15 protein-coding genes are annotated in these 14,097 nt (G+C 61.8%); 9 read left to right on the top strand and 6 right to left on the bottom strand.

The features are described 5' to 3' along the window. Positions 1–68: 68 nt before the first annotated feature. The 6 genes from GQ59_RS07675 to dnaN all read right to left on the bottom strand — a co-directional run bounded on the left by GQ59_RS07675 (position 69) and on the right by dnaN (position 4,658). Complete coding sequence (locus tag GQ59_RS07675) at positions 69–1,049, bottom strand: complex I NDUFA9 subunit family protein (RefSeq protein ID WP_037079590.1); 981 nt, start codon at positions 1,047–1,049, stop codon at positions 69–71. A gap of 102 nt (positions 1,050–1,151) precedes the next feature. Further along, positions 1,152–1,439 carry a DUF1330 domain-containing protein gene (locus tag GQ59_RS07670; RefSeq protein ID WP_037079589.1) on the bottom strand — a complete coding sequence of 96 codons (288 nt, stop codon included), beginning with the start codon at positions 1,437–1,439 and terminating at the stop codon, positions 1,152–1,154. A 103-nt stretch (positions 1,440–1,542) separates the two neighbouring features. Then, complete coding sequence (pyrF, locus tag GQ59_RS07665) at positions 1,543–2,235, bottom strand: orotidine-5'-phosphate decarboxylase (protein ID WP_037079587.1); 693 nt, start codon at positions 2,233–2,235, stop codon at positions 1,543–1,545. Then, entirely contained in the window at positions 2,232–2,825 is a 594-nt protein-coding gene (locus GQ59_RS07660; protein ID WP_037079583.1) for a histidine phosphatase family protein, read from the bottom strand. Before GQ59_RS07660 ends, pyrF begins: the two co-directional genes overlap by 4 nt. Before the next feature lie 2 nt (positions 2,826–2,827). Then, the gene (gene pmtA / locus GQ59_RS07655; protein WP_037079581.1) at positions 2,828–3,421 is read right to left on the bottom strand and encodes a phospholipid N-methyltransferase PmtA; all 594 of its coding nucleotides are present in this window, start codon (positions 3,419–3,421) and stop codon (positions 2,828–2,830) included. 118 nt (positions 3,422–3,539) lie between these two features. Continuing rightward, complete coding sequence (gene dnaN, locus GQ59_RS07650; protein WP_037079578.1) at positions 3,540–4,658, bottom strand: DNA polymerase III subunit beta; 1,119 nt, start codon at positions 4,656–4,658, stop codon at positions 3,540–3,542. A 270-nt stretch (positions 4,659–4,928) separates the two neighbouring features. On the opposite strand from dnaN, the gene rsmI reads away from it, so the two are divergent. The 9 genes from rsmI to GQ59_RS07605 all read left to right on the top strand — a co-directional run bounded on the left by rsmI (position 4,929) and on the right by GQ59_RS07605 (position 13,949). Next, positions 4,929–5,846 carry a 16S rRNA (cytidine(1402)-2'-O)-methyltransferase gene (gene rsmI, locus GQ59_RS07645; RefSeq protein ID WP_037079576.1) on the top strand — a complete coding sequence of 306 codons (918 nt, stop codon included), beginning with the start codon at positions 4,929–4,931 and terminating at the stop codon, positions 5,844–5,846. Next, positions 5,833–6,216 carry a YraN family protein gene (locus GQ59_RS07640; RefSeq protein WP_051903862.1) on the top strand — a complete coding sequence of 128 codons (384 nt, stop codon included), beginning with the start codon at positions 5,833–5,835 and terminating at the stop codon, positions 6,214–6,216. The genes rsmI and GQ59_RS07640 overlap by 14 nt, the downstream gene beginning before the upstream one ends. A 123-nt stretch (positions 6,217–6,339) precedes the next feature. Continuing rightward, positions 6,340–7,668 (top strand): sn-glycerol-3-phosphate ABC transporter substrate-binding protein UgpB, encoded by a 1,329-nt coding sequence (gene ugpB / locus GQ59_RS07635; RefSeq protein ID WP_037079574.1) that lies wholly within the window; start codon positions 6,340–6,342, stop codon positions 7,666–7,668. Positions 7,669–7,734: 66 nt separating this feature from the next. After that, on the top strand, positions 7,735–8,619 hold the full coding sequence (gene ugpA, locus GQ59_RS07630) for a sn-glycerol-3-phosphate ABC transporter permease UgpA (RefSeq protein WP_037079571.1): 885 nt from the start codon (positions 7,735–7,737) through the stop codon (positions 8,617–8,619). A gap of 8 nt (positions 8,620–8,627) precedes the next feature. Then, positions 8,628–9,476 (top strand): sn-glycerol-3-phosphate ABC transporter permease UgpE, encoded by an 849-nt coding sequence (gene ugpE, locus GQ59_RS07625; RefSeq protein ID WP_037079568.1) that lies wholly within the window; start codon positions 8,628–8,630, stop codon positions 9,474–9,476. A 2-nt stretch (positions 9,477–9,478) separates the two neighbouring features. After that, positions 9,479–10,579, top strand: a complete 1,101-nt coding sequence (locus tag GQ59_RS07620) for a sn-glycerol-3-phosphate import ATP-binding protein UgpC (RefSeq protein ID WP_037079559.1) — start codon at positions 9,479–9,481, stop codon at positions 10,577–10,579. 110 nt (positions 10,580–10,689) lie between these two features. Then, on the top strand, positions 10,690–11,193 hold the full coding sequence (locus tag GQ59_RS07615) for a cupin domain-containing protein (protein WP_037079556.1): 504 nt from the start codon (positions 10,690–10,692) through the stop codon (positions 11,191–11,193). A 75-nt stretch (positions 11,194–11,268) separates the two neighbouring features. Next, positions 11,269–12,219 carry a glutathione synthase gene (gene gshB, locus GQ59_RS07610; protein WP_037079553.1) on the top strand — a complete coding sequence of 317 codons (951 nt, stop codon included), beginning with the start codon at positions 11,269–11,271 and terminating at the stop codon, positions 12,217–12,219. Positions 12,220–12,413: 194 nt separating this feature from the next. Then, positions 12,414–13,949 (top strand): YifB family Mg chelatase-like AAA ATPase, encoded by a 1,536-nt coding sequence (locus tag GQ59_RS07605; protein WP_037079550.1) that lies wholly within the window; start codon positions 12,414–12,416, stop codon positions 13,947–13,949. Positions 13,950–14,097: the final 148 nt, after the last annotated feature.

The raw sequence follows: 14,097 nt of genomic DNA, 5'->3' as shown, positions 1-14,097 counted from the left end.
CCCGAATTTTCAGCGGGCACGGCCGGCATGCCGGAGCGAAATCTATCGCGGGATATGGTTAACGAATGTCAGGCGGCGCGGCCGGAACCGGTGTACTGGCCCTGCGGGCGGTACTGCACAAGGTAGGATGGCAGGATCGAAGAGGCGAGCGTCGGACGGATGCCTATCCCCTGCAGCGTGCGGCCTTCCGTGATGGCGGCATCGGAAACCACGTTGTCGATCTTCAGCAGCTTCACCTGGTCGCTGGTGATCGGCGGCTGGACGAAGGGGATCAGAGACGCGATGCTACCGATCAGCGATGCGATGCCGAAGGGCAGAGAGACGAGCGCATTGCTGCGATTGGTGACGCGCAACATCGTCTCGAGACACTGGCGGAAGGTCATGACCTCGCCGCCGCCCAGCTCATAGATCTTGCCGGATGCAATCGTGCCGTCGACCGAGCGTGCGACGGTTTCGGCAACGTCCTCCACATAGACCGGCTGAAACTTCGTCTTGCCGCCGCCGATCAGCGGCAGGGCAGGGAAGGTACGGGCCATGGAGGCGAACTTGTTGAAGAAGCTGTCTTCCGGGCCGAAGACGATCGACGGCCGCAGGATCACGGCATCCGGCAGGGTCGAGAGGATCGTCGCCTCGGCGCGACCCTTGCTGCGGGCATAGGACGATTCCGAATCGATATCGGCGCCGATCGCGGAAATATGGGTAAGCTTGGCACCGGCCGCACGTGCCGCATCGACAACCGCGCGAGCACCAAAATCCTGGACGGCGTCGAACGTGTTGCGGCCGCTCTCGAACATGATGCCGACGCAGTTGACCACATGCGAAGCGCCTTCGACGGCCTTTAGGACCGACTGGCGGTAGCGAAGATTCGCCTGGACCAACGAGATCTGTCCGACATAGCCGGCCGGCAGCAGGAAGCCTGCGAGATCTGGACGGCGGACGGCAACCCGGACGCGATAACCGCGCTTGGCGAGCGTACGAACCACATGCCTGCCGACGAAACCCGATCCTCCGAAAACGGTGACGAGCGGCGGAAGGTTGTTGATGGTCATGGCGTGCTCCGGGAGCCTGTGGGACGAGATGAGTGCTGTTTAACCGAATCGCGGCACGGGTGGAAGTGTCTCCACTGCCGCACCGCCCGCTATAACCGGTTCTTAGAGGCCGTCGAGGACGACGATTTCGCCATCAGCCACTTCCTGGCGGATCTTGATGGCGATCGCATATTCGGGCGAATTGTAGCAGTCGATGGCGGCCTGCATCGAAGGGAATTCGATGATGACGTTGCGGGCGCGGGACTTGCCCTCCATTGCCGCCATAGCGCCCCCACGGGCGAGGAAATTGGCGCCGTATTTCTCGAAGGCGGGCGTGGCGGCAGCGATATAATCCTTGTAGCGTTCCGGGTCGCGGACATCGACGCGGGCAACCCAGTATCCCTTGGCCATGGTATCTCCTCCAATGTGTTTTCGGTTGCGATGACTTCAGGCAAATTCCCGGGCGAGTCAAGAATGGGGTCGGCGCCATTCCCGGCGCTGCCGCACTATGGCTTCAGAGCACGCCCTGCATCTCGGCAAGGATCGCTTGTGCCGAGGCTTTCGGATCGGGCGACTTGACGATCGGGCGGGCGACGACGAGATGGCTCGATCCGGCCCGCAATGCGTCCGAAGGTGTCATGACACGCTTCTGGTCGCCCGCTTCCGAACCCGCGGGGCGGATGCCGGGCGTGACGATCGCCATGTCGGGGCCCACGATCTTGCGGACCGCAGCCGATTCCTCGGCCGAGCAAACGATGCCGCCCATGCCCGCCGCCAGTGCCTGTTCCGAGCGGCGCAGAACCAGCGTATGCGGATCGTATTCGTAACCAGCATCCACAAGGTCCGTCTCGTCCATCGAGGTCAGAACGGTGACCGCGAGCAGGCAGAGCTCGGAACCCTTCGCAGCCTCGACGGCGGCGCGCATCGCCTTCGGATAGGCGTGCAGGGTGAGCATGGTCACGCCCATCTTGACGATGTTCTCGACGCCCTTCGCGACCGTGTTGTCGATGTCGAGGAGTTTCATGTCGAGGAAGACTTTTTTGCCATCCTTCGCAAGATCGCGGGCAAGTTCGAGACCGCCGGCGAAAACAAGCTGATAGCCGATCTTGTAGAAAGAAACGGTGTCGCCGAGCGTGGAGACCATCTTTTCGGCTTCGCCGATGGTCGGAATGTCGAGGCCTACGATGAGGCGATCACGAGCGTTCATGCCTGGAACCCTTCCCATTTTTCGATGGGCGTCCAGTCGCATGAGACAGTTCGATCTGCAAGGGTGAAGCAGAAGAGATTTCCGCCGCCACCCGGCTGGTCGCGGTCGCGGGCGATCGGCGAGCCGGTGAGATGGCATTTCAACAGCGTGCCCACTCCGCCATGGCCAACGAAGGCGATCGGCACGTGTGGATCGTGATCGGCGAGAATTTTGGTGACCGCCGAAACGATGCGGCTCTGCGCGTCCACGGCGCGCTCCCAGCCTTTGAAGCTCTCCTCCGGATGGGCAAAGAACCAGTTGGCCGCATCCTCGAACTGCGGCGGCGGCAGAAACCCGGTCGCCGAGCGGTCGTTCTCATGGGTGTCGTGCGCGATCTCGACCGAAATCCCGGAGGCGGCGGCTATGATCCCGGCGGTCTCTATCGCTTTCACCTCGTCGCTGGAAATAATCCGGCCGAGTTTTTTTGCCCAGTCGGACTGTGCGGCCTCACGGGCACGGGCCGCGCCGACATCCGAAAGTCCCCATTGAGGCACCGGAATCTCCGGATCGATACGGACCTGCGGATGGGTGATATAGAGACCGAATGTCATGGTCAGCCGCGGCTATAGGTCCAGAGCTGCGCCGGCGGGATGTTGCGGACCACGAAGTCATAATGCTTGATCCGGTAGCGGTCGGGCTGGGCGATGATCGGCGAGACGGGGCCGTAGGTGATCTGCATCACGGGCCGGCCGGCCGGGATGCGGTCGAGCAGGTCTTCGAGCAGCGCGATGCGGCGCTCCATCGGGAAGCTCAGAAGCGGGATTGCCGAAATAACGCTGTCGAAGGTCTTGTCCTTCAGGGCGCCGAGCGTGCGCTTGAGGTCGAAGGCATCGCCGTTGATGAAGTTGACACCCGGATAGGTGCGGACAAGGTGCTGGAAGAAATCGGTCGAATATTCGATCGAGACCAGGTTTTCCGGCGAGACGCCGTGCTTCAGGATCGCCTTGGTGATGATGCCGGTGCCGGGTCCGAGTTCGAGGACGGGCAGGCCGGAGGCCGTGTCGATGACGCTTGCCATGCGTTTGGCGGTGACGGAGGAGGTGGGGCAGATTGCGCCGACCCGTTTCGGGCCATCGATCCAACCCTTGAAGAACCGGATCTCATCATCGAACTTGCGGCCGAGCCGCTCCTTCAAGCGCAGTTCCATTTTTTATCCTCTCCTTTTGCCCCATGTGGAACCCCAATGCCGCAAAAGCAAGGAAAAATGTCGCACCGGGAAAACCGCATGAAAAAGGCGGCTGGAGTTTTCCAGCCGCCTCAATGATTTAGACGCGCATCGGCATCAACACATAGAGGGCATCGTCGCCCGCCGTGTCGCGCACCAATGTCGGAGAACCGGCATCCGCCAGCATGAAGATCGCGTCGTCACCCGAAAGCTGGGCGGTAATGTCGAGCAGGTATTTGGCGTTGAAGCCGATTTCCATCGGATCATTGTCATAACCGACCGCAACTTCTTCCGTGGCGCTGCCAGAATCCGGGTTGTTGACCGTCAGCATCAGCTGGCCGTCGGTCAGGGACAGTTTCACAGCGCGGCCCCGTTCGGAGGAAATGGTCGAGACGCGGTCGACGGCCCTGGTAAAGCTCTGGCAGTCGACGCGCATTTCCTTGTCGTTGCCGGTCGGGATGACCCGCTGGTAGTCCGGGAAAGTGCCGTCGATCAGCTTCGAGGTCATCACGACGGAACCGATTGTGACGCGGATCTTGGCGTCCGAAACCTCGATCGTGACAGCCGCTTCCGGATCGTCGACCAGCTTCTGCAGCTCGCCGACCGTCTTGCGGGGAATGATGATGCCCGGCATTCCCTCCGAGCCCGATGGTGCCTGTACATCGGCGCGCGCCAGGCGGTGACCGTCGGTCGCGACCGCGCGAAGCTTCAGGTCCCCGTCGGCTTCGATCGTGTGGAAGAAGATGCCGTTCAGGTAATAGCGGGTCTCCTCGGTGGAGATCGCGAACTGGGTGCGGTCGATCAGCATTTTCAGATCGGTCGCCTTCAGCTTGAACGTATGCGTGAAGCTGCCGGCGGTGAGATCCGGGAAGTCCGATTCCGGCAGGCACTGCAGCGAGAACTTCGAGCGGCCGGATTGAACCGTCATCGAGCCGCCGTCCGGGTTGGTGGCGAGCAGCACCTCGGAACCGTCCGGCAGCTTGCGGACGATTTCATAAAGCAGGTGCGCCGGAACCGTCGTGGCTCCGGCAGTCTCGACCATGGCGGGCAGAACCTCGGTGATTTCGAGATCGAGGTCGGTGGCCTTCAGGTCGAGGCTGGCGCCGGAGGCGCGCATCAGCACGTTGGAAAGGATCGGGATCGTGTTCCGCCGCTCCACCACGCGATGCACGTGGTTCAGCGACTTCAGAAGGTTGGACCGCTCAAGAGTAATACGCATGGACGCTATCGCTTTCGACCGTGGCGATCCGGCAGGGCCGGACCCCTGATATTCTGCCGGCTTTGGACCAGCCGGATGATGTGGACGGGCAAAATGGCAGACAACCCGTTCGAAAAGCAAGAGGTGAACAAGGCGTTAGCAAGTCATTTCACATCTGTCTCACGGACTGCACACAGAAAATATGCGTTCTCAACAGCTTGCGCGTTACTTGCCGAAGCCGGTCGGCTTGCCCATAAAGGCTCATGACCATCCATCTGCGCGTGACGCCCCTTGACCGATGAACCGAAGAGCAGCCAGCGCGGCTATCGCGTCGCCAATACTTTCGTGCCCGCGCGGCCGCTGGAGCCTGCGCTTTATCTGGTCGCAACCCCGATCGGCAATCTCGGCGACATCACGCTGCGGGCGCTCGAAACGCTCTCAGGTGCCGATGTGCTGGCCTGCGAGGATACCCGGGTAACCCGCGTGCTGCTCGACCGCTACGGCATCGTCACCCGGCCCTACGCCTATCACGAGCACAATTCCGACGAAGTCGGGCCGAAGCTCATCGCGGCGCTGCAGGAGGGGAAATCGGTGGCGCTGGTCTCCGATGCCGGCACGCCTTTGGTCTCCGATCCCGGTTACCGGCTCGGCCAGATGGCGATCGAGGCCGGCTACAAGGTCGTGCCGATCCCCGGCGCCTCGGCGCCGCTGGCGGCCCTCGTCGGTTCCGGCATGCCGTCGGATGCATTCCTGTTCGCCGGTTTCCTGCCGGTCAAGGACAAGGGCCGGCGGGACCGGCTGGCCGAGCTTTCAAAGGTGCCGGCGACATTGATCTTCTTTGAATCGCCGCATCGCATCGGCGCGACGCTTGGCGCCGCCGCCGAAGTGCTCGGGGCGGGCCGACGCGCGGCGGTCTGCCGCGAATTGACGAAGACGTTCGAGGAGTTTCGCCGCGGCACGTTGGAGGAGCTTGCCGCCTATTACAATGACGACCGCGTCGTGAAGGGTGAGATCGTGCTGCTCCTGGCGCCGCCGGAAGCCGAGGAGCCTCCCGGGGAGATCGAGGTGGACGCGCTGTTGCGCCAGTTGGCGTCTGCCATGCCGGCGGCCAAGGCCGCCGCCGAAGCTGCCCGCGTGACGGGACTTCCGCGCAAGGACCTCTATCAGCGGCTTCTGGACCTGAAAGGCGAGGCAGGTGGCGGAGAGTGACCCAGGTCTGAAACGCCGCAAAGTCGAACGGCAGAAGGCCCAGCGATGGGGCCATGTCTCGGAATATCTCGCCGCGCTTTATCTCCTGGTCAAAGGCTATCGAGTTCTGGCGATCCGTTACCGCACCAAGCTCGGGGAAATCGATCTGATCGTCCGCAAAGGTGATCTGGTGGCCTTTGTCGAGGTGAAAGCGCGGATCGGCGAACAGGAGGCGATCGACGCCGTCGGTTACGCCACCCAGAACCGAATTCGAGCCGCAAGCGACCTCTGGCTTTCAAAGCGGCAGGATGCCGCGAGATTGTCTCGGCGTTACGATGTGATCGCGGTGCTTCCGGGCCGTCTGCCGCGGCAATTTGCGAATGCTTTCTGACGTTGATGTGAAATTGTTGCATAGGTGTGCAATGTAATATTTCTGACGTAAAACTGTTAAGGGCCTGTCACAGCCTGGCCCTATTGCGGTCCTCACCCCAACAAAGGTGGAGAGGACGTTCAAATGTTCAAAAAGCTTTCGATGGCCGCGATCGCGGTCGCTCTGTCCGCGACCTCGTCGCTTGCCGCGACCGAAGTCACCTGGTGGCATGCCATGGGCGGCGAGCTCGGCAAGAAGCTCGAAGAAGTTGCTCAGAAGTTCAACGAGAGCCAGAGCGACTACAAGGTCGTTCCGGTCTTCAAGGGCACCTATCCCGAAACCCTGACCGCCGCTATCGCCGCCTTCCGCGCTGGCCAGCAGCCTGCGATCGTTCAGGTCTTCGAAGTCGGCACCGGCACGATGATGGCCGCCAAGGGCGCTGTCTACCCGGTCTACAAGCTGATGGCCGACAACAAGGAGCCGTGGGATCCGAAGGGCTTCCTCGCCCCGGTCGTCGGTTATTATTCGGACGCACAGGGCAACATCCTGTCGATGCCTTTCAACTCCTCGACGCCGATCATGTACTATAACAAGGACGTCTTCCAGAAGGCTGGCCTTGATCCGGAAGTTGCCCCGAAGACCTGGGCCGAACTTGCCGCCATGGGCAAGAAGATCGTCGATTCCGGCGCGGCTGCCTGCGGCTTCACGCTGTCCTACGCTGCGACCTGGGTCGGTCTCGAAAACTACTCCGCCATCCAGAACCTGCCCTATGGCACGCTTCAGAACGGCTTTGGCGGCCTGAAGACCGAATTCAAGTTCAACGGCAAGGAACAGGCTGCATTCTGGGATAACCTGAAGAAGCAGCAGGATGCCAAGGTTTTCAAGTATGGCGGCCCGGGCGGCGGCGCTGAAACGGCTCCGATGTTCTACGCGCAACAGTGCGCCATCTACATGGGCTCTTCCGCCTCTCGCGCCGGCGTCATCAACAATGCCAAGGGCTTCAAGGTCGGCTTCGCGCCGATGCCTTACGACGACACCGTCACCAAGGAGCCGAAGAACTCGATCATCGGCGGCGCCACGCTCTGGACCCTGAACGGTCAGAAGAACCCCGACGTCTACAAGGGCGTTGCCAAGTTCTTCACCTACCTCTCCAAGCCGGAAGTTCAGGCTGACTGGCACCAGTCCACCGGTTATCTGCCGATCACCAACGCTGCTTACGAGCTTGGTCAGAAGCAGGGCTATTATGAAAAGACCCCGGGTTCCGACATCGCCATCAAGCAGATCACCCGCGGCACCCCGACCGATAACTCCAAGGGCCTTCGCTTCGGCAACCTGACGCAGATCCGCGATCTGATCGACCAGCAGTTCGAAGCCGTCCTGTCCGGCAAGAAGACCGGCCAGCAGGCTCTCGACGATGCTGCCAAGGCTGGCAACGCCATCCTGCGCGAATTCGAAGCTTCGAATTCGAACTGAGCCTCGCCTTAATCCTCAAGCCCTTCCCGATCCCCGGGGAGGGCATTTCCTTGGGCACGCCTCGCCATGCAAACCAAGCGCACCGTTTTTCACAGCCGCGTCCTGCCTTATTTCCTGCTCGCGCCGCAGCTGATCATCACGCTCATCTTTTTTGTATGGCCAGCCGCTCAGGCAATCTGGCAGTCGTTTCTGCGCCAGGACCCGTTCGGCCTGAAGGCGACCTTCGTCTGGTTTGCGAATTATACGCGTTTGTTGGACGATCCCGACTATCTCAATGCGCTCGGAGCGACTTTCGTCTTCTCCGTCGGCGTGACGGTTCTGTCGATGGGCCTGTCTCTGCTTTTCGCGGTGTGCGTCAATCGCGTACTGCGCTCAGGCCGGTTCTACACGACCTTGCTGGTCTGGCCCTACGCGGTGGCGCCTGCGGCTGCCGGTCTGCTCTGGTGGTTCATGTTCAATCCCAGCGTCGGCATTATTCCCTATCTCCTGAGCTTCCTCGGATACGAATGGAACCATCGTCTTCATACCGGCGACGCCATGGTGCTGATCATCATCGCCGCCGCATGGAAACAGATTTCCTACAATTTCCTGTTCTTCGTGGCTGGTCTGCAGTCCGTGCCGCAATCTCTGACCGAGGCTGCTGCCATTGATGGCGCGGGTCCGTTCAAGCGGTTCTGGACCGTGGTCTTCCCGCTGCTGTCGCCGACGACCTTCTTCCTCGCGGTCATCAACATCACCTACGCGATGTTCGACACGTTCGGCATCGTCGATGCCACCACCTCGGGTGGCCCGTCACAGTCCACCAATATTCTGGTCTACAAGGTCTATGCGGACGGTTTTATCGGCCTGAACCTTGGCCCATCCGCCGCGCAGTCGGTCATCCTGATGCTGATCGTGGTTGTTCTCACCGTCGTCCAGTTCCGCTGGATCGAGCGCAAAGTGCAGTATTGAGGTTTACGATGGTCGAGAACCGCCCCTTCCTGAATTTCCTGACCCACCTGGTCCTCATTCTCGGCGTCCTGACGGTAGTCTTCCCCGTCTACCTCGCCTTCATTGCTTCGACCCATGGTCCGACGGATTTCATGAGCGGCATCGTTCCGTTGCTGCCCGGCGACCAGTTCTCGGCGAACTATGGCTATCTGCTCGGCACCGGTGAATCGACTGCCGGCGCGCCGCCCTTCCTTCTGATGCTGGGAAACAGCCTGGCGATGGCGATCATGATCGCGGTCGGCAAGATCGCCATCTCGATCATCTCGGCTTTTGCGATCGTCTATTTCCGCTTTCCGCTGCGGGTACCGGCCTTCTGGCTGATCTTCATGACGCTGATGCTGCCGGTGGAAGTGCGCATCCTGCCGACTTACAAGGTGGTCGCCGATCTCGGCATGTTGAATTCCTATTCCGGCCTCGTCATCCCGGTCATCGCCTCTGCGACGGCGACCTTCCTGTTCCGCCAGTTCTTCCTGACGGTGCCGGAGGAGATGATGGAGGCCGCCCGCGTCGATGGCGCTGGTCCGATGAAATTTTTCCGCGATATCCTTCTGCCGCTATCGCGCACCAATATCGCCGCACTTTTTATCATCATGTTCATCTACGGCTGGAACCAGTATCTCTGGCCGATGCTGATCACCACCGAGCCGCAATATTACACCGTCGTCATGGGCATCAAGCGCCTCGCCAGTGTGCTGGATGGCGACAACCAGTGGAACCTGGTGATGGCCGGAGTCATCCTGGCGGGTCTGCCGCCTGTCCTCGTCATCATCTTCATGCAGCGCCTGTTCGTCAAAGGCCTGGTTGAAACGGAGAAATAACAATGGCTTCCATCGATGTCGAAGGCGTCGGCAAGGTTTATTCGGGCGGCGTGCGCGCGGTTACCGATATCAAACTGAACATCGCCGACGGCGAGTTCATCGTGCTGGTGGGCCCGTCGGGTTGCGGCAAGTCCACGCTCCTGCGCATGGTCGCCGGGCTGGAGACCATTTCCGAAGGCGAAGTGAAGATCGGCAGCAGGGTCGTCAACAATGTCGAACCGGCTGATCGCGATATCGCCATGGTGTTCCAGAACTATGCGCTCTATCCGCATATGACCGTCTACAACAATCTCGCCTACGGCCTGAAGAACCGCGGCACGCCGAAAGCCGAGATCGACGCCCGCGTCGCCGAAGCTGCCCGCATGCTGGAGATCACCCAGTATCTGGAACGCAAGCCCCGCGCGCTGTCCGGTGGCCAGCGCCAGCGTGTCGCCATGGGCCGCGCCATCGTCCGCAAGCCGGCCGCCTTCCTGTTCGACGAGCCGCTCTCCAATCTCGATGCCAAGCTGCGTGTTTCCATGCGCGGCGAGATCAAGCGCCTGCAGCGCCGCCTCGGCACCACATCTATTTACGTCACCCACGACCAGCTCGAAGCCATGACGCTCGCCGACCGCCTCGTCGTCCTGAACGGCGGCCAGATCGAGCAGATCGGTGCACCGCTGGAAGTCTATCACGCGCCGGCCTCCACCTTCGTTGCAAGCTTCATCGGCTCGCCGGCCATGAACCTCGTCAAGGGCGAGCTGCATGGCGACAAGCTGGCGATCGGCCCGGCGATGGTCGCCCTCAACGGTTTCGCGCCGACCTCCGGTGCCGTCACCGTCGGCGTCCGCGCCGAGGATCTGCGCATCGCCCGCGACGACGAGGAGGCTCTGCCCTTCCGACTCGAATACACCGAGGAACTGGGTGCCCAGCGCCTGATCCACGGCACGGTGGGTGACCAGCAGATCACCGCCGCCGTTTCGCCGGAAATCGCGCTTTCCCCGGACATGCGTATCGCCGTCGATGCCAAGCGCCTGCACTTCTTCTCGATCGATACGGGCAAGCGCCTGCCGGGCCACGTTCCGGCCGAGGCAAAGCTCGCACCGGTAGAACCGGTTATCTGAGGGCCCGATCCGAAATTGAGGCCGATCGTTAAAATTCTAACATCGGCCTGAAGAGCGGGCTTACTCTTTGCCATTAGCATCTCCTGGAATTGACAGCTTCCGGGGGAAAGATGAGTTGGCACATCCTCGCCGCGACCGCAGCGGCAATTGCATTTCGGTCAAAGTCCTACGCGCCTGAGAAGCCGAAGGTGAAGCCGTTCGTCGGCGCTTGTCCGCATTCTCTCGAGATGAAGCCGATGCCGATCGAGCCCACCTGGGTCATCGCCGGCGATCCGCAGGCGCGTGCCGGGTCGCATTCCACCGCCGAGGACGATTGCGCGACGACCGGCGTATGGGAATGTACGGCGGGCGAGTTCCGCTGGTACTTCCACTGGGACGAAACAGTGGTGATCCTTGAGGGTGAAGTGCATGTGACTGCCGAGGACGGCACGCAGCGCGTTCTCCAGGCCGGCGACGTTGCCTATTTCAAGGGCCGGACCTGGGCCACCTGGCGCATCGACACATATCTGAAGAAGGTCGCCTTCATCCGCCGGCCTTTCCCGAAGCCGATCGCCATGCTTTTCCGCCTGCGCAACATGTTGCGGGCAAAGACGCAGGTCGGCATCTCCGCGTGATATCGGCCCGATTGCAGTTGCCTTTGACGGCCCGCCATCCTACATCAGGCGGGCCAATCCTAGGGGGCTGAAGTCATGGCGAAAATCCGCAAGGTCGCGTTCCAGATGGACCATATCTCCGGCATCAGCATTGCCGGCGATTCCACCTTCGCCATGGCGCTCGAAGCGCAGGCGCGTGGCTTCGAACTGTTTCACTACACTCCCGACCGCCTGACCATGCGCGACGGCAAGATCTTCGCCGCCGTCGAGCCGTTGCAGGTTCGCGATATCAAGGGCGATCATTTCACGCTCGGCGAGAAGGAACGCATCGACCTCTCGGAGATGGACGTCGTTCATCTGCGCCAGGATCCGCCCTTCGACATGGGCTATATTACCTCGACGCATCTGCTGGAGCGCATCCACCCGAAGACGCTTGTCGTCAACGACCCGGCCTGGGTGCGCAACTCGCCCGAGAAGATCTTCGTCACCGAATTCGCCGATCTGATGCCGGCTACGCTGATCAGCCGCGATCCGGGCGAGATCGCCCGCTTCCGGGAAGAGATGGGCGATATCATCCTGAAGCCGCTCTACGGCAATGGCGGGGCCGGGGTTTTCCATTCCGCCCGCGACGACCGCAATTTCACGTCGCTGCTCGAAATGTTCGGCCAGATGTATCGCGGCGAACCCTATATCGCCCAGGCCTATCTGCCGGCCGTGCGCAAGGGCGACAAGCGCATCCTGCTGGTCGACGGCGAGCCGGTCGGTGCGATCAACCGGGTTCCCGCCGAACACGACAGCCGCTCCAACATGCATGTCGGCGGCCGCGCCGAGGCGACCGAGATCACGCCGCGCGAGAAGGAAATCTGCTCCCGCATCGGACCCGCATTGCGCGAACGCGGCTTCATCTTCGTCGGCATCGACGTCATCGGCGATTACATGACCGAGATCAACGTCACATCTCCGACGGGCATCCGCGAAGTCAAGAAGTTTGGCGGTGCCGACGTCGCAGGCCTCCTCTGGGATGCAATCGAGGCAAAGCGCGCCTGATAAAGGCAAGGCGTTTCGGATACGGGTCGCCTTTGTTCTCACGATACAACCGCCTCCAACCCATTTGCAGCGGATGCGTGAAATTGTTCGGCTAATGTTCTTGTTTTATTCCTGTTTCTATGCCAGATTGCAATTCCTGGCACGGAAAGCGTGTATCGCTGGCGTCCTGGACATGAAGTTAGGGCGGGGTGGATATGGTTTCGCGCGTCAGCACAGTCGCATTCCAGGGCATAGAGGGCGTTCCGGTCGACGTGCAGGTCATGGTCGGCCCGGGCAAGATCAACATGCATATCGTCGGCCTGCCGGACAAGGCGGTGGCCGAGAGCCGCGAGCGGGTACAGGCGGCATTGCACGCCTCAGGCCTTGCCATGCCGCCGAAGAAGATCACCGTCAATCTGGCGCCGGCCGACCTGCCGAAGGAAGGATCGCATTTTGACCTGCCGATCGCGCTGGCCCTGATGGCGGCGCTGGGCGCCGTTCCCGGAGATGCACTCACCGGCTACGTCGTGCTCGGAGAACTGAACCTCGACGGCACGCTTGCGCCTGTGGCCGGCGCACTTCCGGCGGCAATCGCCGCCAACGCCTTGGGAAAGGGTCTGATCTGCCCGGCCGACAGCGGCGCCGAAGCCGCCTGGGCAGGCGCCGAGATCGATATCGTCGCGCCACGCAGCCTGATCGCGCTCGCAAACCATTTTCGCGGCACCCAGGTCATCTCCCGTCCACAGCCGGCAATTCGTGCCTTGCCTGCCAATTTGCCGGATCTGATCGACATCAAGGGCCAGGAAAGCGCCAAGCGGGCGCTGGAGGTCGCCGCCGCCGGTGGACATAATCTTCTAATGGTCGGCCCCCCGGGCTCCGGCAAATCCATGCTGGCTGCGCGGCTGCCCTCCATCCTGCCGCCGCTTTCGGCCGCCGAGCTGCTGGAAGTGTCGATGATCCACTCGATTGCCGGGCAGCTTTCCGGCGGCAAGCTCTCCGACCGCAGGCCTTACCGCACGCCGCATCATTCGGCCACCATGGCAGCGCTGGTGGGTGGCGGCCTGCGCGCCAGGCCCGGGGAAGCGTCGCTCGCCCATCATGGGGTGCTGTTCCTCGACGAATTCCCGGAATTCTCGCCACAGGTGCTGGATGCGCTCCGCCAGCCGTTGGAGACCGGCGAATGCATTATCGCCCGCGCCAACCATCGGGTTTCCTATCCCGCCAGTATCCAGCTCGTCGCCGCCATGAACCCATGTCGTTGCGGAATGGCGGGCGAACCCGGCCATTCCTGCGCGCGGGGGCCAAAATGCATGTCGGACTACCAGGGGCGCATTTCGGGGCCGCTGATGGACCGGATCGATATCCGCATCGACGTGCCAGCAGTCTCGGCCGCCGATCTCATTCGCCCGATGCCAGCGGAAAGCAGCACGGATGTCGCAAGACGCGTGGCGGCTGCGCGTGACAGACAGCGGGAGCGGTTCGAACAGGCCGGTTATCCGCGCGTGCTCACCAATGCCCGCTGCTCGACGGCGCTGATCGAGAAGATCGCGGAACCCGATCCTGGTGGTCTCCAGTTGCTCAGGGATGCGGCGGAAAAGCTCAAGTTCTCGGCCCGCGGATACCATCGCATATTGAAAGTCGCCCGCACGCTCGCCGATCTTGACGGCAAGGAAACGGTCGGCCGCATTCATCTCGCTGAGGCGATTTCCTATCGCATGGTTGGCGAACGGCTGGCGACTGCCGCGGCGTGAGGCAGAAGCTTGGGGATGGGGTTGCTAGGGCCGGGAGGTGGCGATGAGTTTGCTCTGCGGCCAAGGCAGGTCGTCACCGATGACCAGGCTCCACTTGGGTGGACCGCCGCTCAGGCAGACGCGGATAGCCTACCCTTCCGTCGTCATC

It is taken from the genome of Neorhizobium vignae (assembly GCF_000732195.1).
Classification (GTDB): domain Bacteria; phylum Pseudomonadota; class Alphaproteobacteria; order Rhizobiales; family Rhizobiaceae; genus Neorhizobium; species Neorhizobium vignae.
This window is presented reverse-complemented; position numbering and strand designations above follow the sequence as displayed.